Below are 21314 nucleotides of genomic sequence, written 5' to 3'. Positions count from 1 at the left end.
CGAATGCAAGAGCATGTCTCGCTAACTGATTTATAATTAATCAGTTAGCAATAAATCGCTTCTCATCCGTCAGAACCTGTAACAGCAGACTTAGCTGCGGTTTCTGATCTTTTATTTTCTCGCCGCGCAAATTATAGGTCTGATAATTACCGTTGTTGTTCAGCACCAGCGTCATCTCGGGTGTGGTAACGGCCATCGTGCTGCCGTCAGCGGCAGTAACCCAGTAATGGCGGCGGGTTGCATTGAACAGATCCTGCCCCTGCGAGTATTCGTTAGCAGGTGTACTGACGTGCAGCAGGCGCTGCATCAGCGTTGTCATCAGGTCCGTATGATCGGTCAGACTATTGATGCGCTGTGCAGGCGTTCCCGGCCAGTGAATTACCAGAGGAACCTGCAGATGGCCTCGCGACCAGGCAAAGTTGTTCTCTTCCTGAGTCAGCGGCACGCCCCGACCAGCGGTAATAATCACCACCGTATTGTTCAGTTTGCCGGAGTCGCGCAGGGCGTTCAGAATGCGGTTAATGTTGGCATCCACATCCTGAGCGGCGCTGGCATAGCGTTTGGCAAAATTCTTCTGGTTACTCTCATCAAGGTTGGTCCCGTTAAAGGAGACCCACGAGAACCAGCGGTTATCTTCCTGCGCGTAGCGTCCCAGCCAGTTAATCCACTGGCTTGCGGTTTGGTCGTCAGATTGCGTCTGCACGCTTGGCATGGAGAAATCTGACAGCAGCGCCTGGCGATAAAGCGGGCTGGTAAAGCCATCCGAAGAGAATAGCCCTAACTGATAGCCCTGCTGGTTCAGCGCGGAAATCAACGCCGCAGGCGTTCGGGTCGATAAAATCCCATCCATGTAGCTTGGTGAGACGCCGTAAAACAGGCCAAAAATCCCGTTATCCGTGGTGTTGCCAGTGCTCATGTGACGCGTAAAGGAGATATTCTGCCCGGCGAATTCAGCCAGCGCAGGCATCTGCTTTTCAAAGCGTGAATAGTTCAGGCCGTCGACGGTGATCAGCAGGACGTTCTGGCCGGTGCCCATATCGCGATAGCGCAGTTCGCTCAGCGGGTACTGCACGGAAACTGCTTCCGGATTCCCCTGCTCGATCAGGCGACGCTGATACTCTTGCGCATCCAGCAGACCATGTTTTTCCAGGAACTTACGCGCCGTCATCGGGTAGGAGAGCGGCAGATTCGCGCGCTGCATGGTAATCGGGCGATAGAAATTGGCATCCGCCCAGATATACACCACGTGCGAGGCGATAAAGCAAATGAAGAAGAATGCGGCTAACGGTTTGGCGAAGTGGCGACGACGCGTCAGGCTACGCAGCTTTTGCCAGCTCCAGGTCGCAAACAGCATTTCAATTAACAAAATCACTGGTACGCTGATAAACATCAGTTGCCAGTCACGCGCCGCTTCATTCTGGTCAGGATTGATGACCAGTTCCCAGACGATCGGGTTGAGGTGCAAATGGAAGCGGGTGAAAACTTCGCTGTCGATTAGCAACAGCGTCATGCCCACCGTCGCCAGAATAGCTGATAAGAATCGCATCAGCCTCTGGGACATGACGATAAACGTCAGGGGAAACAGGATTAGCAGATAGGTGGCAAACACCAAAAAACTAAAATGTCCGACCAGGCTTACATAGGAATAAATACGACCTGCAAGCGTTGTCGGCCAGTCGGCGACAAACAGGTAACGGCTACCGAGTACCACGGCCAACAGAATGTTGAACAAGGCAAACCAGTGCCCCCAGCTAACCATCTGGGAGACTTTCTCACGGTAGCGCTGACGATGAGTTACCATAAACTGTTGTTCGTTTCCCCGGAGCAGGCTCTTAATGCGCTTGGTCGTCGTTTACCGAAGACTGTAATGCGCGGGCAAAAGAGTTGGCAATCGCCTGGCGCTGGGCCGGTGCGATGCTTGTATTGATAAGGTTAGTCACCATATTTCCCAGTACCATCAGGGAAAGGTCGGTCGGCGCCTTATGTTTTTCCAGTACGTTGAGCATCTCATTCAGCAGTTGTTCAACGTGTTCGTCACTATAGCGGGAAATTTGTGGCATAAATCGAAATCAGTCTGTTCATGAAAGGGCAACATATTACCGTACAGACAGTTTTTTTTCTGCTTTTTTATCTTCTATTGCGTCACTGCCCGGCAGGTGGTTGAATACCGCCCGGTCTAAAAGGAGAGTTTATCATGAGTCTGGATATCAACCAGATTGCCCTGCACCAGCTTATCAAACGTGACGAGCAGAACCTTGAGCTGGTCTTGCGCGATTCATTACTGGAACCGACAGCGACGGTTGTCGATATGATGGCTGAGCTGCATCGGGTATATAGCGCCAAGAATAAAGCTTATGGCCTGTTTAGCGAAGAGAGTGAACTGGCACAAACGCTGCGTTTACAGCGTCAGGGCGAAGAGGATTTTCTGGCATTTAGTCGTGCCGCGACCGGACGCTTGCGGGACGAGCTGGCGAAATATCCTTTTGCCGACGGCGGCATTGTCCTGTTCTGCCATTACCGCTATCTGGCGGTAGAGTATCTGTTAGTCGCCGTGCTGAACAATTTAAGCAGCATGCGCGTCAATGAAAATCTGGATATCAATCCGACGCACTATCTGGACATCAATCATGCGGATATCGTGGCGCGTATTGATTTAACCGAATGGGAAACCAATCCGGAGTCCACGCGCTATCTGACGTTCCTGAAAGGGCGGGTAGGGCGCAAAGTCGCCGATTTCTTTATGGATTTCCTCGGTGCCAGCGAAGGTTTGAACGCCAAAGCGCAAAACCGTGGCCTGCTGCAGGCGGTCGATGACTTTACTGCCGAGGCGCAGCTCGATAAAGCTGAACGCCAGAACGTGCGTCAGCAGGTGTACAGCTACTGCAACGAACAGCTACAAGCCGGTGAAGAGATCGAGCTGGAGTCGCTGTCCAAAGAGCTTTCCGGCGTCAGTGAAGTTAGCTTCAGCGAATTTACCGCTGATAAAGGCTACGAGCTGGAAGAGAGCTTCCCGGCAGATCGCAGTACGCTGCGTCAGTTAACCAAATTTGCCGGAAGCGGCGGTGGGTTAACCATCAACTTCGACGCCATGCTACTGGGTGAACGTATTTTCTGGGATCCGGCTACAGATACTTTGACCATCAAAGGTACGCCGCCGAACCTGCGCGACCAGCTGCAGCGTCGCACGTCGGGCGGGAAATAAAACCGTTTGCCGGGTGAGAGCGTAAACGCCTTATCCGGTCGACGAGAACCATCAATATCGATTACAAAATCCCATAAAAAAACCCCGCCTTGGCGGGGTTTTTCTTCAACTTGTTTGCGATTACGCGCGAACGAAGTCGATGTGAGACAGCTTCGGCTTGAACGGGTGACGCTGTACAGCCTGAGCTTTAACTTTAACTTCTTTACCGTCAACAACGATGGTCAGAACTTCGCTGTAGAATTCAGCTTTAGCTTGCATGTTCATAACTGCATCGTGATCCAGTTCGATAGCAATCGGGGCTTCTGCGCCACCGTAGATGATTGCCGGGAACTTGTTAGCGGCACGCAGGCGGCGGCTCGCACCCTTACCCTGCTCTTTACGTACTTCAGCGTTGATAGTAAACATTTAAATCTCTCTTTAATAATTCCTGCTACAGGCGACCCAGCAACAGGTAAGTGATCTGCTTTGCGTATGCAAAAGCGGGCGAGATTCTATACTCAAACGGCTGGTACATCAATCAAAAGTACGATTAACCGCGTAATTCATGTGCCCGACGAAAGCGTCCTTCATAATCGAAGACCTTTTCACGGACCTGCCAGTACTGACCTTTCATGCGCGCGACCACGAAATCAGGATGACGTAACAGCGCCTGCTGGGCGAGGATATCGGCGGCGGTTATCCAGCGTAAGGGAATGCCGGGCGTTCGGGTGTGCGGGCGAATAAACAGTTGCTCGAAGGCCGTTCGCTGCGCGGGAGTATGCAGGCGAAAGCGTTCGCTGACGTCGGCGCCATCTTCATCGTAATAGGTAATTTTCAGCCATTCGCCTTTTTCATCCTGCCCATTTTGTAGCGCCATCCCGCTGCAGCGCAGAACCAGCGCATCTTTAAGCCTGAGCGCGGCTTTCAGCATGTCATCCGGGTCAACCAGTACTGCGTCGCACTCCCTACAACGGCGGGCGGCGATGTCATTTTCCGCGTTGCACTGCGGGCAGTTTTTAAAACGAAAACGAAAATCGCAATGTTCGCGATGGCCGTCATCATCTTCAAACCATCCCTGACAGCGGCGGCCAAAGTGCTCAATCAGCGTGCCGTCGGCCGTTGTTTTGCCCCAGAAGGTGTTGGCAAAGCCGCAGGCAGGACAGAACACCTGTACCGGAACGTTGTCGCTTTTCCCTTTCGGCGCACCAACTTCCGGCGCGTACAGGTCGTGCGGGTTACCAGCGTAATCGAGGATCAGACAGTCGATTTTACCCGGCGCCAGGCGCAGCCCACGACCGACAATTTGTTGGTAAAGGCTAACTGACTCGGTCGGGCGCAGAATGGCGATAAGGTCGACGTGCGGGGCATCGAAGCCAGTGGTCAGGACCGACACATTCACCAGATAGCGAAAACGTTGGGCTTTGAACTCTTCAATCAGCACGTCGCGTTCGGCGCCAGGCGTGTCTCCGGTGATAAGTGCGGCGTCGTCAGCAGGCAGCAGACCCAGAATTTCTTTGGCGTGTTCAACTGTGGCGGCGAAAATCATCACCCCTTTACGCGTCTGGGCAAACTCGACAATCTGGCTGATGATATGCGGCGTTATTCGCTGCTGCTTTTTCAGCTCCTGATTCAGGTCCGCTTCGCTAAACAGGCCGTTACTTTGCGCCTGCAGGCGGCTGAAGTCATATTGCACTACCGGCATGTCGAGGCGTTCTGGCGGCGTCAGGTAGCCGTGTTTAATCATGTAGCGCAGCGGTAATTCATAAATGCAGTCGCGAAACAGTGCTTTTTCATCGCCGCGCACCATTCCGTGATAATGAAAATGATAAATCCAGCCTTTGCCCAAACGAAAAGGTGTGGCGGTAAGTCCGAGCAGGCGTAAGTGAGGATTTACTTTGGTCAGGTGAGTGAGGATTTGCTGATACTGACTCTCTTCATCATCGCCAATGCGATGGCATTCATCGACGATAAGCAGGGAGAATTCTCCCTGAAAGGCGTCCAGATTACGCGCTACCGACTGTACGCTGCCAAATACCACTTTTCCGTGGCTCTCTTTACGCTTCAGGCCTGCGGCAAAAATATCGGCTTCCAGCCCCAGCGCACAATATTTCGCATGGTTTTGTGCGACCAGTTCTTTGACGTGCGCCAGTACCAGTACGCGACCACGCGCTACGCGGGCCAGCTCGGCAATCACCAGACTTTTGCCCGCGCCGGTTGGCAGGACGATAACCGCCGGGGTGCGGTGGTGGCGAAAATGGTTGAGCGTGGCGTCCACGGCTTCTTTTTGGTACGGGCGAAGAGTAAAAATCATGGGCTCACTATAATAAACAATAACAAGGAGTAGTATGCCATGAATCATTTCTCTTGAGGGATGGTGTAACGCCGCTATACTGGGCGGATAACGGTCCCACTTTTCGGGCGTAAACCCGATTCTCGTATTTTTACAGGCAAAATCACACACATGCGACTTGATAAATTTATCGCTCAGCAACTCGGCGTCAGCCGCGCTATTGCCGGGCGTGAGATCCGTGCTAACCGCGTTACCGTCGACGGTGAAATCGTCAGAAATAGCGCTTTTAAGCTGCTGCCAGAACACGACGTAGAATATGACGGTAATTCCCTGGTTCAACAAAATGGCCCGCGCTATTTTATGCTGAATAAGCCTCAGGGTTATGTTTGCTCAACGGATGATCCCGATCACCCGACGGTGCTCTATTTCCTTGATGAACCGGTTGCCTACAAACTGCATGCGGCAGGGCGTCTGGATATCGACACCACCGGACTGGTGCTGATGACCGATGACGGACAGTGGTCGCATCGCATCACCTCTCCTCGTCACCATTGTGAGAAAACCTATCTGGTGACGCTGGAGTCGCCAGTGGCAGATGATACCGCCGAACAGTTTGCCCATGGCGTACAGTTGCACAATGAGAAAGATCTGACCAAACCGGCCGTGCTGGAAGTGATTACGCCAACTCAGGTGCGTTTGACCATCAGCGAAGGGCGCTATCATCAGGTTAAACGTATGTTTGCCGCGGTGGGTAACCACGTTGTGGAACTGCACCGTGAACGGATTGGTGACATCAGGCTTGATGAGGATCTGGCGCCAGGTGAATACCGTCCTTTGACTGAAGAAGAAATCGCCAGCGTTAACTTAACCCCGCGTTAATTTCAGGAGCTAAATGTGACCACCCGGCAGAACTCGTCAATTGCCATTGTCTTTATCCTTGGCTTGTTAGCCATGTTGATGCCGTTGTCGATTGATATGTATCTTCCGGCGCTGCCTGTTATCTCTGAACAGTTTGGTGTGCCAGCAGGTAGCGCGCAGATGACCCTCAGTACCTATATTCTGGGGTTCGCAGTGGGGCAACTGTTCTATGGGCCAATGGCAGACAGCCTTGGACGCAAGCCAGTGATCCTGGGCGGGACGCTGGTGTTTGCGGCGGCGGCTGTGGCCTGCGCACTGGCGCAAACCATCGATCAACTGATCGTGATGCGTTTCTTCCACGGTCTGGCTGCTGCTGCAGCGAGCGTGGTTATCAACGCCCTGATGCGTGATATCTATCCGAAAGAAGAGTTTTCGCGCATGATGTCATTCGTCATGCTGGTCACGACAATTGCGCCATTAATGGCACCGATTATCGGTGGCTGGGTGCTGGTATGGCTGAGCTGGCACTATATCTTTTGGATCCTCGCCATGGCAGCTATTCTGGCGTCGGTGATGATCCTTACACTGATCAAAGAGACTCTGCCGGTAGAGCGTCGCCAGCCGTTTCGCCTGCGTACTACTATTGGCAACTTTGCCTCGCTGTTTCGTCATAAACGTGTGCTGAGTTATATGCTGGCCAGCGGATTCAGTTTTGCCGGGATGTTCTCGTTTCTGAGCGCCGGACCCTTTGTCTACATTGAGATCAACCACGTTTCACCGCAGCATTTCGGCTATTACTTCGCACTGAACATCGTATTCCTGTTCGTGATGACTATCATCAACAGCCGCTTTGTGCGTCGGGTTGGGGCATTGAATATGTTCCGTACCGGTCTGTGGATCCAGTTCGTGATGGCTGGCTGGATGGTCTTTAGCACACTGTTTGGGTTGGGGTTCTGGGCCCTGGTTGTGGGCGTTGCGGCGTTTGTTGGCTGTGTGTCGATGGTGTCATCTAACGCTATGGCGGTTATTCTGGATGAATTTCCACATATGGCAGGAACGGCGTCATCGCTGGCAGGGACATTCCGCTTCGGCATTGGTGCCATCGTTGGGGCGCTGTTGTCTCTGGCGACCTTTAACTCAGCCTGGCCAATGATATGGTCGATCGCATTTTGCGCTACCTGTTCAATTCTCTTCTGTCTTTACGCCAGTCGCGCCCAAAAACGGTGATCTATTACACATCCTGGGGGCCTTAAGGCCTCCAGAGTTGATATACATCAACCGCAAATCTATCAGTTCCCCTGGTTATGTTTATTTTATGTAAAATCAATTTATGTAAAAAGTCACATCATTGTAGTTAAAAAGGTTGAGTTAGATCGCAGAAACGAGTACATATAGCCCGGAAATATGCCGGAACCATTGAATAATTTTAATTACCTGGTTCGGAAAGCGGCATAAAGACAGGGTGTAAACGTTTACCAACTGTCTGAAGACGTATTGTCAATGATGTGTTAATATTGATGTAAAATAATTGTGAAGTGATTGTGCTTCCAGGGAAAGAAAGTGATGACATTACAACTCTCAATCGTTCATCGTCTGCCGCAGAGCTATCGTTGGTCGGTGGGTTTCGCAGGTTCAAAGGTTGAACCGATTCCGCAAAACGGTCAGAGCAATGAGAACAGCCTGGTGGCGCTCAAATTGCTCAGCCCTGATGGTGACAGCGCATGGTCAGTCATGCATAAGCTCAGCCAGGCCCTTAGCGACATTGAGGTTCCTTGTTCCGTACTGGAATGCGAAGGGGAGCCGTGCCTGTTTGTGAATCGCCAGGATGAATTTGCCGCGACCTGCAGACTGAAAAACTTCGGCGTGGCCATCGCAGAGCCGTTTTCAAATAACAATCCGTTTTGAGCGTCAGCTTAGCGCAAGCAGCTGACGCGTATAGGCTTGCTGTGGCGCGTTAAATACGTGCTCGCATTGCCCTTGCTCCACAACCTCTCCCTGACGTAGCACAATAACCTGATGGCATAACGCACGTACTACGTGCAAATCATGGCTGATAAAAATATAAGCCAGCCTATGCTTTTCCTGTAAGGACTTTAACAACGTCAGGATTTGCGCCTGTACGGTTCTGTCTAGCGATGATGTTGGCTCATCCAGGATAATCAAGGAAGGTTTGAGAATCAATGCTCTGGCGATGGCAATACGTTGACGCTGACCGCCGGAAAACTCAGCCGGGTAACGATGCCGCGTTTCGCTATCCAGTCCCACTTCCGTCATCACCGCTTTCACCTGCGCATCGCGTTGTTCGGCTGACAGGGTTGGCTGATGAACGCGTAACCCCTCCTCGATAATCTGTAGCACGCTCAGGCGTGGGTTAAGCGAGGAGTTGGGATCCTGAAATACCACCTGAATACGGTGACGGACCGGCAACAGCTGGCGACGATTTAAGGTATGCAGCGCCTGACCATCGAACACAATACTTCCCTGTGAGGAGATTAACCTCAGGAGCGCCAGTCCGGTAGTGCTTTTCCCCGACCCAGACTCACCTACCAACCCCAGCGTTTCACCGGGCCGCAGAGAGAAACTGATATTGTTAACCACGACGTTGTGGTCCACCACACGCTTCAGGATACCTTTGCGGATGGGGAAGGCGACGTGCAGTTTTTCCACTTCCAGCAGCGGGGCTTGCCCGGCCGGTAAAGGTACCGGGTCGCCGGAAGGTTCACTGTTTAGCAATTTCTGCGTGTAGGGATGCGTGGGCGCAGTGAGCAACTGTGCTGCTTTATTTTGCTCAACGCACTGACCGTTTTGCATGACTGCCACGGTATCGGCCAGCTTTTTCACAATGCTGAGGTTGTGGGTGATGAACAGTAATCCCATGTTCAGCTCGCGCTGTAGTTCCCTCAGCAGTTGCAGGATCTGTGCCTGAACGGAAACGTCCAGCGCGGTAGTCGGTTCATCGGCAATCAGCAGCTCCGGTCGTGTTAGCAATGCCATGGCAATCATCACGCGCTGGCGTTCCCCGCCGGACAGTTGGTGCGGGTAGTCTGCGAGACGTTTGGCCGCCTGACGGATGCCAACGCGATCCAGACAGGTCAGGATTTCTGCTCGCGCGGCCTCCCGACGCATTCCCCTATGCAGCGACAGCACTTCATAAAGCTGTTTTTCCAGATTGTGAAGCGGGTTCAGTGACACCATTGGTTCCTGGAAAATCATGGCGATTTTATTCCCCCGCACGCCGCGAAGCGTTTGCTCATCGGCGTGAAGTAATGATTCACCATGAAAACGGATGTCGCCGGAAAGGTAGATGACCGGAGGGGAGGGCAATAACCGTAAAATAGATAGCGCGGTCACGCTTTTACCTGAGCCGGACTCACCCACCAGTGCCAGCGTTTGTCCGGCATCAACGCGCAGTGACAGACTGTTGACCACGATGCGCACGGTCTCTTGTTGACGAAAACCTACCGATAAATTGTCAATAGCTAACAGAGGTTGTGTCATCTTAAATCGCCTTGTTGGGATCGAACGCGTCGCGTACCGCTTCACCAATAAAGATCAGAAGCGATAAGAGCAGGGCAACGGAGATGAACGCGGTGATGCCAAGCCACGGCGCCTGCAGGTTGTTTTTACCCTGTAACAGAAGTTCTCCGAGCGATGGCGAGCCAAGCGGTAAGCCAAACCCAAGAAAATCCAGCGAGGTTAGAGTGGTTATCGAGGCGCACAAAATAAACGGTAAAAAGGTCAGAGCGGCAACCATCGCATTGGGTAGCATATGGCGCAGAATAATACTGCTATCGCTCACGCCGAGCGCCTGAGCGGCACGAATATAATCAAAGTTTCGGGTACGTAAAAACTCCGCGCGCACCACGCCAACCAGGCTCATCCAGCCAAACAGCACGGTAATACCCAGCAGCCACCAGAAGTTAGGCTGGACAACGCTCGACAGTAGAATGATGAGAAACAGCGTTGGCATACCGGACCAAACTTCAATGAATCGTTGCCCCCACAGGTCCACCTTGCCGCCATAATAGCCCTGTATTGCGCCAGCCATAATGCCCATCACGCTCGAACATAGGGTGAGCATTAAGCCAAATAAGACAGAAATACGTGTGCCGTAGAGGATCCGTGCCAGTACATCACCGCCGTTGGCGTCTGTTCCCAGCCAGTTTTGTGCAGAAGGCGGGGAAGGGAAGGGCTTATCGGTGGCAAAGTTAATGCTGGTGGCCCCAAAGCGTATTGGTGCCCACAGGATCCAGCCCTGGTTTTCCAGGCGCTGCTGTAGCCACGGATCCTGATAATCAGCCCGGGTCGCCAGCGGTCCGCCGAAGTCGCTTTCACTGTAGTTTTTGAACAGGGGGAAATACCAGCTATTGTCGTAGCGCACCAGTAACGGCTTATCATTGGCAATCAGCTCTGAACACAGACTAAGACCGAACAGCACCAGAAAAATCCACAGCGACCAGTAGCCGCGACGGTTGTGGCGAAAGCGCGCCCAGCGGGCCTGATTGACGGGGCTTAATCGCGACATTAGCGTCCCTCAAAATCAATACGGGGATCGACCAGCGTATAGCTGATGTCGCTGAGGATATTCAGCAGCAGACCGATCAGGGTGAAGATATAGAGTGTGCCAAACATTACCGGGTAGTCGCGTGATACGGTGGATTCATACCCCAGTAGTCCCAGACCGTTAAGCGAGAACATCACTTCAATCAGCAGCGAACCGGTAAAAAACATGCTGATAAACGTCGCCGGGAAGCCGGCGATCACCAGCAACATGGCATTGCGAAACACATGTTTCCACAGAATATTTTTCTCGCTGACTCCTTTAGCGCGTGCGGTGACGACATACTGTTTGCGCACCTCATCCAGAAATGAGTTCTTGGTCAGCATAGTCAGCGCGGCAAACCCACCAACTACCGTCGCCAGCACCGGCAGGGTAATATGCCAAAGGTAGTCGGTCACTTTCTGATACCAGGGCAGGGAGTCAAAATTGGCGGAAACCAGCCCGCGCAGCGGGAACAGGTCGTAGTAGCTGCCTCCGGCAAAAAAGACGATCAGCAAAATGGCAAACAGAAAGGCCGGAATGGCATAGCCAATAATAATAAATGCGCTACTCCAGACATCAAACCGACTGCCGTTGTGAACCGCTTTGCGGATCCCAAGCGGTATCGACACCAGATAGATGATGAGCGTACTCCATAGGCCCAGCGTAACGGAAACCGGCAGGCTGTCTTTGATAAGCGTCAGCACAGAGGCGCTACGAAACAGGCTGTCGCCGAAATCGAAACGAATATAGTCCCAAAGCATTTTGAAATAACGCTCATGAATGGGCTTATCGAACCCGTAGCGCCGAGTGATTTCCGCGATGACTTCCGGGTCCAGACCCCGGCCGCCGCGATAATTACTGTCGCTGATGTTACCAACGCCGGTTTGCGCATGGCTGGCGCGAACGCCTTCGCTACCCGCGCCAGGTAATGCCCCGCTTTGCCCGAACTCAATGGCGGCGACGGCCTGTTCAACCGGACCGCCGGGGGCAATTTGCACGATAAAAAAGTTGATGGTGATGATGGCCCAAAGCGTTGGGATCACCAGCAGCAGACGTCGAATCAGATAAGCGCCCATCTATTCTCCCTGCCGTCTGGCTGCGGGCAGTTTCGCCGCTTTGTTGACGTCATACCACCAGTTGTCGAGGCCAATGGTATAAATTGGGCGAATAGCCGGATGCGAAAATTTGTCCCACCAGGCGATACGATCCTCGGCCATAAACCACATCGGCAACATGTAGTAATTCCAGGTTAAAACTCTGTCCAGTACCCGGCCGAGTGGGATCAGTTTGGCTTTATCACCTTGCGCGGCAATGATTTGACCGATCAGCTTATCGATAACCGGGCTTTGCACACCGGGGGCGTTATAGCTGGAGTCAATATATTGAGAAGCCCACAGAATTTGCAGGTCTGAACTCGGCCACGGCATTGCGCGATACAACCTTGGCATCATGTCATAGTCGCGACTGCGTAAGCGGTTGGTAATTTGTGAGTTATCAACCTGGCGGATGTTCATGGTAATGCCTAAGCGTTGCAGGTTGTGCTGGAACGGCAACACCCACTGACTGTTGCTGCCCGCCGGGAGCAATAGTTCAAAGCTCAGAGGTTTACCGCTGACGCTGTTTACGCGCTGCTGCCCCTTGAGTACCCATCCGGCTTGTTCCAGCAAGGTATCGGCTTTCAGCAAGTTCTCACGATCGTAGCCATCGCCTTTTGATTTTGGCGGCTGATAGATTTGGCTGAAGACCTCAGGAGGGAGATCTTTTTTCAAGGGCGCGAGTACCACCAGTTCATCTGCATCGGGGTATTTTGTCGCAGCATATTCGGTATTCTGAAAATAGCTGTTGGCCCGGCTCCAGGCGTTATAGAACAGGGCTTTATTCATCCATTCAAAATCAAAGGCCAGCGTGATGGCTTCCCGCACCCGTCGGTCACTGAACACCGGACGCTGAATATTAAAGGCCAGCCAGCGCGTATCCTGGGCGGATTCATTTTTTTGTTCATCTTTGCTGATGTAATGATTCGCAAAATTTTTCCCGGTATAACGCGTCGCCCAGTTTTTGGCATCATTTTCAAGACGCAGATCAAACGCACCGGCCTTAAACGCTTCAAAGGCGACGTTATCATCCAGATAATAGTCGTAGCGGATGGTATCGAAGTTCCAGCGTCCACGATTGACGGGGAGATTAGCGGCCCAATAATCTTTGACGCGCGAATAGACAATATACTGGCCCATCTTCCATTTGGTAATGCGATAAGGGCCGCTGGCGAGCGGTGGCGAGGATAAGGGATCGCTGAGCTTATGATCTTTCCAGTACTTCTCTGGCATCACGGGTAATGAAAACAGGCTGAGCATGTCCTCTTTACCCGGTTTGGCTAATTCAATGCGTACGGTTAATGGCGCGATGGCTTTTACCGTTGTTCCCTTGTAGACCAGACGAAACTGCGGCACGCCTTCAGTCATAAATTTGTGGAAAGTGAATGCGACGTCGCGGGCGGTAATGGGTGATCCATCGTGAAAACGCGCTCGTGGATTAATGGCAATTTCTACCCAGGAATAGTCGTCAGCATAGCGTGCGCTGTCGGCAATGAGTGGGTAATAGCTACCAGGTTCATCGTCAGAGGTCGTAAACAGCGTATCGTAAAGCGTTTCGGTACGTGCGCCGGGATTACCGCGCATTGCATAGCGGTTAAAGTTGTCAAATGTGCCAATGGCGGAGAGGGTGATTTGACCACCTTTAGGGGCTGCGGGATTAACATAATCGAAGTGATTAAAGTTAAATGCGTACTTAGGTTCACCCAGTACAGCAAAAGCATAGCTTTCTTTGATGGATTGCGCCTGAGCGTTAAACCCGATGAGGGCGATAAACAGAAGCAGTACGCGAGGGATCATATAAAAGCGATTTCCTTTTCCTGCCACAACCCGACGGGCATCATGCCTGAAAGATAAGGGATGTAGCGGCGAGTGAGAATATATGAATCGCATACTGCGATCACCACGTCGGCTTATTGGGCTGTGCCATCCAACGCACGAAATCAGCAAGCTTTAATGGTCGGCTAATCCAGTATCCCTGGAAAAAATGTACTCCACGTTCGCGCAGCCAACGGGCTTGCTCAGGTGTTTCTACCCCTTCAGCAACCGTCAGCATATTAAGACGTTTAGAGAGTGTCAACACGGCGTCCAGAACCGGAGAGGTCAGGGTTTCCGTCCCAATGGCGTTAATAAAGCCGCGATCGATTTTCAGGTAGTCAACGGTAAAGCGTTCCAGATAAATAAGCGCACTATGACCGGTGCCAAAATCATCAATGGCAATCTCAAAACCTGCTGAATGCAGCCATTCAAATAGCTCGATTGCCTTGTTTTGATGCAGCATATCCCGCTCGGTGATTTCCAGCACCAGTTGAAAATAGTTCGCGGGAAGGCAGGCGTACAGGCGTTGAATATCATCTTTAAACGTCTCGCCGTGTAAGTGCGTTGGCGCGATATTGATCCCCAATTTTGCGCCAGCGGGTAACACTTTTTGCAGCATCGGCGCGTCCTGGGCTATCAGCTTAAAGAGGTGCTGGGTTAGCGGCACAATCATTTTCTGTGATTCTGCGTAATGAATAAAGGCATCCGGGGGGATCTCACCGGTGGTCGGGTGATGCCAGCGTAATAGTACCTCAACACCTTTCACCTCCAGCGTTTGCACCTCTACCACGGGCTGGTACACCACATAAAACTGATTGTGTTTGATGGCGTTAAGGATATCTTTCCCCGGGCGTAAACGGACGGCATAGATGTAGTACCAGAGAAGGAGAGCGGTCATGATCCCGGCCATACATCCGAGCATGATGGCGTATCCAACATCTTTATACGTCCACCGATCCGCGTAAAAACGCACCTCCAACGGGAATGTAGATAAGGCTGCATTATATGATGGGAGAGCAGGGAGTTCAGACACGGGGATTAATTGTTTGGAAAACGTGGTGATAGCCGTCTTCCCGACGATGAGTGCCACACCGTTGAAATCATCTTGCCGGGCGTTATAGAGAAGATAGGGTGCCAGGTTAACATTCAGGGTGGCAAAAACGCCGCTGTTCTGTAATGAATGATTGCGATACCAAATGAGTATTGCCGGTTTATTCGGCATCATTGGCGTACCGGGTTGGAGATCCATATCGATATCTTTCGTCATGTCCAGCACGGGAACCAATTGCTGAAGAGGCGTATTCATTGAACCGGTTGCTGAAGAGCAGAAAGCGATACCGTCTTTTACCAGCAAAAAGGCCCGCACATTCAGGCTAAACGCGGCGCTGGAAGTGAGTTGAGCTGAAGCTTGCGAGCAGGTGTCTTTTACCAGAGGTTGCAGTGTGTTGGTGGTGGTTTCAAGGTCAGCGAAGAAACTTTCAATATAGTTTTGTATGTTAGACGTTAGCGTGTCGTACTTTGCGTTTCGTTGATGCCATGACATAAAAAACTGCAGTGAGCTGACGAGTAACGCGACGACTATCCCCGTTATAACGCAGGTGAGCAGGAGTTTCCGATCGGAAGAAGAGGAGCGCCTTAACATAGTTCCTTATGTTTACCTGAAGTAACCACTTATCCTGTATGAATATAACCTGAAATGACTCATGTTGTGAGATTTTTCTTAGTCACAAGGGCAAAGCAAAAAAAACACCGCCGTAGCAGTGCTTTTTTATATGTCTCATCAGGATAGCCAAGGGATAGCTGCCAAACGAAATTAACTGCGGCTTAGAACCCGGCGAGCTTCGTTGTAACGTTTTTTCCAGTAAGGCTCGTTCATGCTGGAAATGATAACGCCACTGCTGGTCGAGGCATGTACGAACTGGTTGTTGCCGATATAAATACCGACGTGTCGGCCAGTAGAGCCAGCACGGAACAAAACCAGATCGCCTGTACGCAGATTAGTGCGCGAAACGGATTTACCCGTTTCCTGTTGCTCATAGGTTGAGCGAGGAAGCTCTAAACCAAATTGCTCACGAAACGTACGCTGTACGAAGCTTGAACAATCAATGCCTTTTTTGGTGCTGCCGCCAAGGCGGTAACGCACGCCTTTCCAGTCAGCATATTGGTCCATAATACGTGATTTAACATCGATATTACGTACCATATTTTCAAATTCATCCTGAGAGGCTTGCAGTGAAGAGTTATCTCCATTGCCCACAGCATGCGTCTCAGAATGCATATTCCTGGCGGTGTTCGTTGTGCTACATGCAGAAAGCAGAACCGCAACTGCTATCGCGGGTATGCCCCGCAAGATATATCTCAAAATCGGTTGAGATTTGACCATTTTGTTTGTTTTCCCTTGAAGTCCTTAACGATAAATATCGTTATAAAAAATGCCAAACGTGACGAGACTAATTACCATCGCACGATGAGACAATTCCTTAAGGTCAAATCTGTGGCAGAACGCACAAATTTATTCTAAAAGGGAATAATTATCCCGCGAGGCAAAACGTGTTCGAGATTACCCGATCGTTCCGGTCAATGCGAGTGATTTTACGTGATTTCTTATAAGAAAAATTGATACAGAAAGTGAATAAACGGCATTGTCTAAATTAAGAACAATCAGGGTAAAAAATACGCAACTTACTCATTTTAAACATGAATAAGATGACAGGAGAATGACAATCAGAATGATGAAATATTGCCAGGCATCATCAGGGAATCAGAAGTATCCCTGATGATGTTAATTACTCTGCGTTATTTGTTTAAAAATTGTTTGTTTTTGCCGGGTAGATAATTCACGAACAGAGTGACTAATCGGTCGCTTAATGGCGTCATTAGCCACCAGGGAAGGCCAATCAAGACCACCGTCATGGAACCAACCACGATATCGGTGAGCCAGTGGGCGCCAATCATTACGCGTGGGAAGGCAAAAACCACAGCGATAATAAGGCCGATTATTCCTGCGACTTTTCCGAAATAACGCAGCATGAATGCGGAAAAAATAAGCAACATCATGCCGTGATCGCCAGGAAAACTGTCTTTCGATGCATCTTTGGTCGGAATATGCAGCAGTTCGCTGACGCGATAAATATTATCCAGCATCAGGGTTGGGCTGGCACGTTTAACGGGAATAAGCGCCTGGCCCAGCTGATTTAATATCACTGCGGTAAGCAGCATAACCAAACCGATAGCCACAATGCGTCGGCGACCTTCCGATGTCTCTTTGAGCCAAAAGTGCAGCATCAATGCGCCCATTGCCAGCAATGAGCAGCCATCAAATGCCCGGTTATTGGTTATAGCAACAACCCATAAGAACAGCGGACTTTCCACCAGTTTATGATTAAAGAAGCGGAAAACGCCCGTATCCAGTGAAGACCAGAACCCATGCCCGGCTGGAATATACCAGGACAGAAACAGTGCCAGGCCCACAATATTAAGCAGGAGGATTAGAGGGTATCGGGTTTTCATCGTCGTTTACCATTGCTAAAAAACGAAGGCAACCTTACGCGCTAGCGCCTAAACGAAGTCTCAACAATGCGCTCTGTAGCGCATTCCAGTCGGTCTCGGTATCGGCGATGAGTTCAATACGACTATCTGGTGGCGCGACGTTTTGCGTCTCTATATGCCAGTCGTCTCCCTGGCGGTTAATGCGTACCAGTCCTTCTTTAATACGCATTACCCCCTTCACTCGTCCAACAGGAGCAAGACGCGACCATTCCAGCAGACCGATAGTATCGAAAACCGTATCGGCGTCAAAAATCCAACCGCAGGCCTGATGGCCCTGTCCGCTGTTCAGGCTACGACGCCAGCGCTGCTGTGCGGGTAGACTCAACGCTGCTAGCCCCTTTTTGTCGGCATGACTATGGGCGTGCTCCGCGCTTGCAGGAAGCTCTGCCAGGTTTAGTCGGGGCAAATCCAGTAGCTGTCCGTCAATTTGTCCATGGTCGGCATGAACTAACTGGCGATTACCTCCATAGTGTTGCCACCAGCTTTGCAGGGCGTCTTCGCTTTCCGTCGTGGCACGGTCGGTTTTGTTGGCAACAATGATATCTGCGGCGGCCAGCTGGTCGCGGAAATTGTCATTGGCGACGCTTTTTTCATCCAGTAACAGCCGCGGGTCAAGAATACAGAGGGTCGCACGCAGATCGATCCACGGTTCGTAAACCGGTGCGGTGAGTAAATCCAGAATCTGTTTAGGGTGGCCGAGGCCGGTGGGTTCAATGAGCAGACGGTCAGGTTTTCCCTGACGTAGCAGCGTATTGAGACCAACCTGCATCGGCAGACCGTTAACGCAGCACATACAGCCGCCGGGGATCTCTTTTAACAGCGCACCGCTGTTAGCCAGTAGCGCGCCATCAATGCCAACTTCGCCAAACTCATTAACCAGCACGGCCCACTTCTCAGCAGGATCTTTGTTTGCCAATAAATGAAGAATAGAGGTGGTTTTGCCACTGCCGAGAAAACCGGTGATGAGATTGGTTTTAGTCACATTTACTCCAGATTCATAAATTACCGTAATGGCATTTAACAATCCTGGCGAAAAACGGTGAAAAAGAGAAGGGGTGAGAGGACGAAGACGCGCTTCGTCCTGTTTAATGGCAGAAATCGTTAACTTTTTAACGTATCAATGACAGCCTGATGCGCACCGTATTGGGCAATGCGTTGCCAGGCCTGCTGAATGGCCGCGACAAACTGCGGATTCTGGACGAGATCGGTGGCGAAAATCTCGCGCAGCGAAAGCAGGGCGCTGACACGTTCTGACTCTGTGCTCTGTTTAACCAGAGCGGCAATTTTCTCACTTAGTGGGTCACGAATATCAATTGCTGCGCCTGAGTCATCCACGCCGCTCACATAACGCATCCAGCCTGCGACACCGAGCGCCAGCAGCGGCCATTCGCTTTGGCGGGCTAAATGTACGCGGATCCCTTCCAACATGCGCTGGGGTAATTTCTGGCTACCGTCCATCGCAATTTGCCAGGTTTTATGTTTCAACGCTGGGTTGGCAAAACGCTCCAACAGGCTAAGGGCATACTGGTCTAAATCAACGTCGATAATTTGCAGCGTAGGCGCCTGTTCGTTGAGCATCAGACGGTAGGCGGCTTCACGAAATGCGCTGTCCTGCATGCAGTCGCTGATGTGCTGGAACCCGGCCAGATAACCGAGATAAGCCAGAAACGAATGACTGCCGTTCAGCATCCGCAGTTTCATTTGTTCCCACGGCAAGACGTTTTCGACCATCTGAACACCCGCCGTTTCCCATTGTGGGCGGCCACACACAAAATTATCTTCAATCACCCACTGGATAAACGGTTCGCAGCTGATTGCGCAAGGATCGGCAACGCCCAGCTCGCGTGCGATTTCAGCCAGTGACTCTTCGGTAGCGGCAGGAACAATGCGATCCACCATGGTACCCGGGAAGCTGACATGCTCCTGAATCCAGGTTGCCAGTTCTGGTGAACGTTTTTCCGCCATTCCCAGTACGGCGTTTTTTACCACATGACCATTGTCCGGGATATTATCGCAAGAGAGGACGGTAAACGGCTGTAGCCCGCGTTCACGTCTGCGGTGTAGCGCTTCAACAATAATTCCTGGGACAGAGTGCGGTTCAGTCGGTGTTTGCAGATCGTGAGCAATACGTGGATTACTGAGGTCTAACGAGCCTGTAGCCGGATCGATGCAGTAGCCTTTTTCCGTAATGGTTAACGAGACAATAGCCACCTGAGGCTCGCAGAATTTTTCAATAATAGCCGCCAGTGAATCCAGCCTGGCGTTGAGACATTCGTTGACGGAGCCGATAACAATCGGTTGGTTGCCGTTGGCCCCTTTCTCCAGCACGGTAAATAAATGATCCTGTTCGCGCAGTTGGCTCATCAGTCGATCGCCGCTGAACAGACTGATCTCACAAATACCCCAGTCTCCACCCTGCGCATTCAGCACCCTGTCGGTGAGTAACGCCTGATGGGCGCGGTGAAAAGCACCGAAACCAAAATGTACAATCCGCGTTTTTAATTGCTGGCGGTCGTACTGCGGCATCATGACATTTTCCGCCAGTGGCGCTGAGGCAATAGTTTTCATTAAATACACCTGATTAACCATTAACTAACAATGGCAGTATAAAGTTATATGACAGCAAATTGAATTGGTGTGCCTCATTTATCCGGGGAATGTGAGCTTGATCAACCAATCATCGGCAATGTGTTGATCATCTAACGGATGCCTGTATGGTAGTCGTCATTAAGGTGATTTAATTTGGTATAACAACTTGTGGGGTAAAACAATGGAACAAACCTGGCGTTGGTACGGACCTAACGATCCGGTATCGCTTGATGATGTGCGTCAGGCTGGCGCAACGGGTGTTGTAACCGCCTTGCACCATATTCCTAACGGTGAAGTGTGGCCGGTAGAAGAAATTCAACAGCGTCAGGCCATTCTGGCTGAAAAAGGGCTGACCTGGTCGGTGGTGGAAAGTATCCCTGTCCACGAAGATATCAAAACGCGTTCAGGTCAATATCAAACGTGGATTGCCAACTATCAGCAGAGTATCCGTAATCTTGCGACCTGCGGCATCGATACCGTGTGCTATAACTTCATGCCGATCCTCGACTGGACGCGTACCGACCTCGAATATCAGCTGCCGGATGGTTCCAAAGCGCTGCGTTTTGACCAGATTGCCTTTGCAGCTTTCGAGCTGCACATTCTGCAACGCCCGGGAGCTGAAGCGGATTATACCGACGAAGAACAACGCCAGGCGCTGGACTACTTCAATGCCATGAGCGATGCAGAAATTGAAAAGCTGACACGCAATATCATTGCTGGCCTGCCTGGTGCAGAAGAGGGCTATACGCTGGATCAGTTTCGTGCGCGCCTTGCTGAATATGACGGCATCAGTAAAGACGATCTGCGCGAAAATATGGCGGTATTCCTGCGGGCGATTGTGCCAGTGGCAGAAGAAGTCGGCGTGCGTCTGGCCGTGCATCCTGACGATCCGCCGCGCCCGATCCTCGGTCTGCCGCGTATCGTTTCGACTATCGAAGATATGCAGTGGCTGAAAGAAACCGTCGACAGTATTAATAATGGTTTCACCATGTGTACCGGTTCTTACGGCGTGCGCGCTGATAACGATCTGGTGAAAATGATCGAAACCTTTGGCGATCGTATCCACTTCACGCACCTGCGCTCGACCTGTCGTGAAGATAACCCGAAAACGTTCCACGAAGGTGCGCACCTGCAGGGTGATGTGGATATGGTATCGGTGGTGGCTGCCATTTTGAGCGAAGAGCAGCGGCGTAAAAAGGCGGGCGACCTGCGTCCTATCCCGATGCGTCCGGATCATGGACACCAGATGCTTGACGATCTGCACAAGAAAACCAATCCGGGCTACTCGGCGATTGGTCGCCTGAAAGGACTGGCAGAAGTCCGCGGCGTTGAGCTGGCGCTGAAACAAACGCAGTTCCGCGACCTGCTGTAAGTCTAATAACAGGGATTGCGCTA

18 protein-coding genes are annotated in these 21314 nt (G+C 51.4%); 5 read left to right on the top strand and 13 right to left on the bottom strand.

Translation table 11 applies throughout. The features are described 5' to 3' along the window. Nucleotides 1–40 precede the first annotated feature (40 nt). Both yejM and OGV89_RS08650 read right to left on the bottom strand, forming a co-directional pair. Nucleotides 41–1801, bottom strand: coding sequence for an LPS biosynthesis-modulating metalloenzyme YejM (gene yejM, locus OGV89_RS08655; protein ID WP_003845151.1), 1761 nt, complete (start codon nucleotides 1799–1801; stop codon nucleotides 41–43). Between the two features lie 31 nt (nucleotides 1802–1832). Further along, nucleotides 1833–2060, bottom strand: coding sequence for a YejL family protein (locus OGV89_RS08650; protein ID WP_003027506.1), 228 nt, complete (start codon nucleotides 2058–2060; stop codon nucleotides 1833–1835). Between the two features lie 134 nt (nucleotides 2061–2194). Here OGV89_RS08650 and yejK point away from each other — a divergent pair, with 134 nt between their 5' ends. Further along, a complete protein-coding gene (gene yejK / locus OGV89_RS08645) occupies nucleotides 2195–3202 on the top strand; it encodes a nucleoid-associated protein YejK (protein ID WP_003027504.1) in 1008 nt (335 codons plus the stop codon). Between the two features lie 120 nt (nucleotides 3203–3322). On the opposite strand, the gene rplY is transcribed toward yejK, so the two are convergent. After that, nucleotides 3323–3607: a 50S ribosomal protein L25 gene (gene rplY / locus OGV89_RS08640; RefSeq protein WP_003027502.1), complete on the bottom strand. Its 285-nt coding sequence runs from the start codon at nucleotides 3605–3607 to the stop codon at nucleotides 3323–3325. Nucleotides 3608–3731: 124 nt separating this feature from the next. Next, a complete protein-coding gene (gene radD / locus OGV89_RS08635; RefSeq protein WP_003845152.1) occupies nucleotides 3732–5492 on the bottom strand; it encodes a DNA repair helicase RadD in 1761 nt (586 codons plus the stop codon). Between the two features lie 150 nt (nucleotides 5493–5642). Here radD and rsuA point away from each other — a divergent pair, with 150 nt between their 5' ends. The 3 genes from rsuA to OGV89_RS08620 all read left to right on the top strand — a co-directional run bounded on the left by rsuA (nucleotide 5643) and on the right by OGV89_RS08620 (nucleotide 8234). Then, nucleotides 5643–6350 carry a 16S rRNA pseudouridine(516) synthase RsuA gene (gene rsuA, locus OGV89_RS08630; protein WP_003027496.1) on the top strand — a complete coding sequence of 236 codons (708 nt, stop codon included), beginning with the start codon at nucleotides 5643–5645 and terminating at the stop codon, nucleotides 6348–6350. 15 nt (nucleotides 6351–6365) lie between these two features. Then, on the top strand, nucleotides 6366–7556 hold the full coding sequence (locus tag OGV89_RS08625; protein WP_003027494.1) for a Bcr/CflA family multidrug efflux MFS transporter: 1191 nt from the start codon (nucleotides 6366–6368) through the stop codon (nucleotides 7554–7556). A 333-nt stretch (nucleotides 7557–7889) separates the two neighbouring features. Then, nucleotides 7890–8234, top strand: a complete 345-nt coding sequence (locus OGV89_RS08620; RefSeq protein ID WP_085951589.1) for a YejG family protein — start codon at nucleotides 7890–7892, stop codon at nucleotides 8232–8234. 3 nt (nucleotides 8235–8237) lie between these two features. On the opposite strand, the gene yejF is transcribed toward OGV89_RS08620, so the two are convergent. The 9 genes from yejF to OGV89_RS08575 all read right to left on the bottom strand — a co-directional run bounded on the left by yejF (nucleotide 8238) and on the right by OGV89_RS08575 (nucleotide 19898). After that, nucleotides 8238–9827 (bottom strand): microcin C ABC transporter ATP-binding protein YejF, encoded by a 1590-nt coding sequence (yejF, locus tag OGV89_RS08615; RefSeq protein ID WP_046670087.1) that lies wholly within the window; start codon nucleotides 9825–9827, stop codon nucleotides 8238–8240. Between the two features lies 1 nt (nucleotide 9828). Next, complete coding sequence (locus OGV89_RS08610; RefSeq protein ID WP_003840055.1) at nucleotides 9829–10854, bottom strand: ABC transporter permease; 1026 nt, start codon at nucleotides 10852–10854, stop codon at nucleotides 9829–9831. Beyond that, a complete protein-coding gene (locus OGV89_RS08605; RefSeq protein ID WP_003834575.1) occupies nucleotides 10854–11948 on the bottom strand; it encodes a microcin C ABC transporter permease YejB in 1095 nt (364 codons plus the stop codon). The genes OGV89_RS08610 and OGV89_RS08605 overlap by 1 nt, the downstream gene beginning before the upstream one ends. After that, nucleotides 11949–13763, bottom strand: coding sequence for an extracellular solute-binding protein (locus OGV89_RS08600; protein WP_046670086.1), 1815 nt, complete (start codon nucleotides 13761–13763; stop codon nucleotides 11949–11951). 100 nt (nucleotides 13764–13863) lie between these two features. After that, a complete protein-coding gene (locus tag OGV89_RS08595; RefSeq protein WP_003840059.1) occupies nucleotides 13864–15423 on the bottom strand; it encodes a cyclic di-GMP phosphodiesterase in 1560 nt (519 codons plus the stop codon). 171 nt (nucleotides 15424–15594) lie between these two features. Further along, nucleotides 15595–16164 (bottom strand): bifunctional murein DD-endopeptidase/murein LD-carboxypeptidase, encoded by a 570-nt coding sequence (gene mepS, locus OGV89_RS08590; protein WP_003027474.1) that lies wholly within the window; start codon nucleotides 16162–16164, stop codon nucleotides 15595–15597. Between the two features lie 413 nt (nucleotides 16165–16577). After that, nucleotides 16578–17291 carry a phosphatase PAP2 family protein gene (locus OGV89_RS08585; RefSeq protein ID WP_003840063.1) on the bottom strand — a complete coding sequence of 238 codons (714 nt, stop codon included), beginning with the start codon at nucleotides 17289–17291 and terminating at the stop codon, nucleotides 16578–16580. 34 nt (nucleotides 17292–17325) lie between these two features. Further along, a complete protein-coding gene (locus tag OGV89_RS08580; RefSeq protein WP_016150669.1) occupies nucleotides 17326–18312 on the bottom strand; it encodes a CobW family GTP-binding protein in 987 nt (328 codons plus the stop codon). Between the two features lie 119 nt (nucleotides 18313–18431). Further along, on the bottom strand, nucleotides 18432–19898 hold the full coding sequence (locus OGV89_RS08575; RefSeq protein ID WP_003840066.1) for a mannitol dehydrogenase family protein: 1467 nt from the start codon (nucleotides 19896–19898) through the stop codon (nucleotides 18432–18434). A gap of 202 nt (nucleotides 19899–20100) precedes the next feature. Here OGV89_RS08575 and uxuA point away from each other — a divergent pair, with 202 nt between their 5' ends. After that, a complete protein-coding gene (gene uxuA, locus OGV89_RS08570) occupies nucleotides 20101–21291 on the top strand; it encodes a mannonate dehydratase (protein ID WP_003845159.1) in 1191 nt (396 codons plus the stop codon). Nucleotides 21292–21314 lie beyond the last annotated feature (23 nt).

The sequence above is a fragment of the Citrobacter sp. Cf125 genome (assembly GCF_030333935.1).
In the GTDB taxonomy this organism is placed as follows: Bacteria; Pseudomonadota; Gammaproteobacteria; order Enterobacterales; family Enterobacteriaceae; genus Citrobacter; species Citrobacter freundii.
Note: the sequence above shows the minus strand (reverse complement) of the source record. Positions and strands in the feature narration are given on the sequence as shown.

Excerpts from the sequence above, each read along its gene's own strand:
- yejM (WP_003845151.1), bottom strand. The coding sequence starts at position 1,801 with ATGGTAACTCATCGTCAGCGCTACCGTGAGAAAGTCTCCCAGATGGTT.
- OGV89_RS08650 (WP_003027506.1), bottom strand. The coding sequence starts at position 2,060 with ATGCCACAAATTTCCCGCTATAGTGACGAACACGTTGAACAACTGCTG.
- yejK (WP_003027504.1), top strand. The coding sequence starts at position 2,195 with ATGAGTCTGGATATCAACCAGATTGCCCTGCACCAGCTTATCAAACGT.
- rplY (WP_003027502.1), bottom strand. The coding sequence starts at position 3,607 with ATGTTTACTATCAACGCTGAAGTACGTAAAGAGCAGGGTAAGGGTGCG.
- radD (WP_003845152.1), bottom strand. The coding sequence starts at position 5,492 with ATGATTTTTACTCTTCGCCCGTACCAAAAAGAAGCCGTGGACGCCACG.
- rsuA (WP_003027496.1), top strand. The coding sequence starts at position 5,643 with ATGCGACTTGATAAATTTATCGCTCAGCAACTCGGCGTCAGCCGCGCT.
- yejF (WP_046670087.1), bottom strand. The coding sequence starts at position 9,827 with ATGACACAACCTCTGTTAGCTATTGACAATTTATCGGTAGGTTTTCGT.
- OGV89_RS08610 (WP_003840055.1), bottom strand. The coding sequence starts at position 10,854 with ATGTCGCGATTAAGCCCCGTCAATCAGGCCCGCTGGGCGCGCTTTCGC.
- OGV89_RS08605 (WP_003834575.1), bottom strand. The coding sequence starts at position 11,948 with ATGGGCGCTTATCTGATTCGACGTCTGCTGCTGGTGATCCCAACGCTT.
- OGV89_RS08600 (WP_046670086.1), bottom strand. The coding sequence starts at position 13,763 with ATGATCCCTCGCGTACTGCTTCTGTTTATCGCCCTCATCGGGTTTAAC.
- OGV89_RS08595 (WP_003840059.1), bottom strand. The coding sequence starts at position 15,423 with ATGTTAAGGCGCTCCTCTTCTTCCGATCGGAAACTCCTGCTCACCTGC.
- mepS (WP_003027474.1), bottom strand. The coding sequence starts at position 16,164 with ATGGTCAAATCTCAACCGATTTTGAGATATATCTTGCGGGGCATACCC.
- OGV89_RS08585 (WP_003840063.1), bottom strand. The coding sequence starts at position 17,291 with ATGAAAACCCGATACCCTCTAATCCTCCTGCTTAATATTGTGGGCCTG.
- OGV89_RS08575 (WP_003840066.1), bottom strand. The coding sequence starts at position 19,898 with ATGAAAACTATTGCCTCAGCGCCACTGGCGGAAAATGTCATGATGCCG.
- uxuA (WP_003845159.1), top strand. The coding sequence starts at position 20,101 with ATGGAACAAACCTGGCGTTGGTACGGACCTAACGATCCGGTATCGCTT.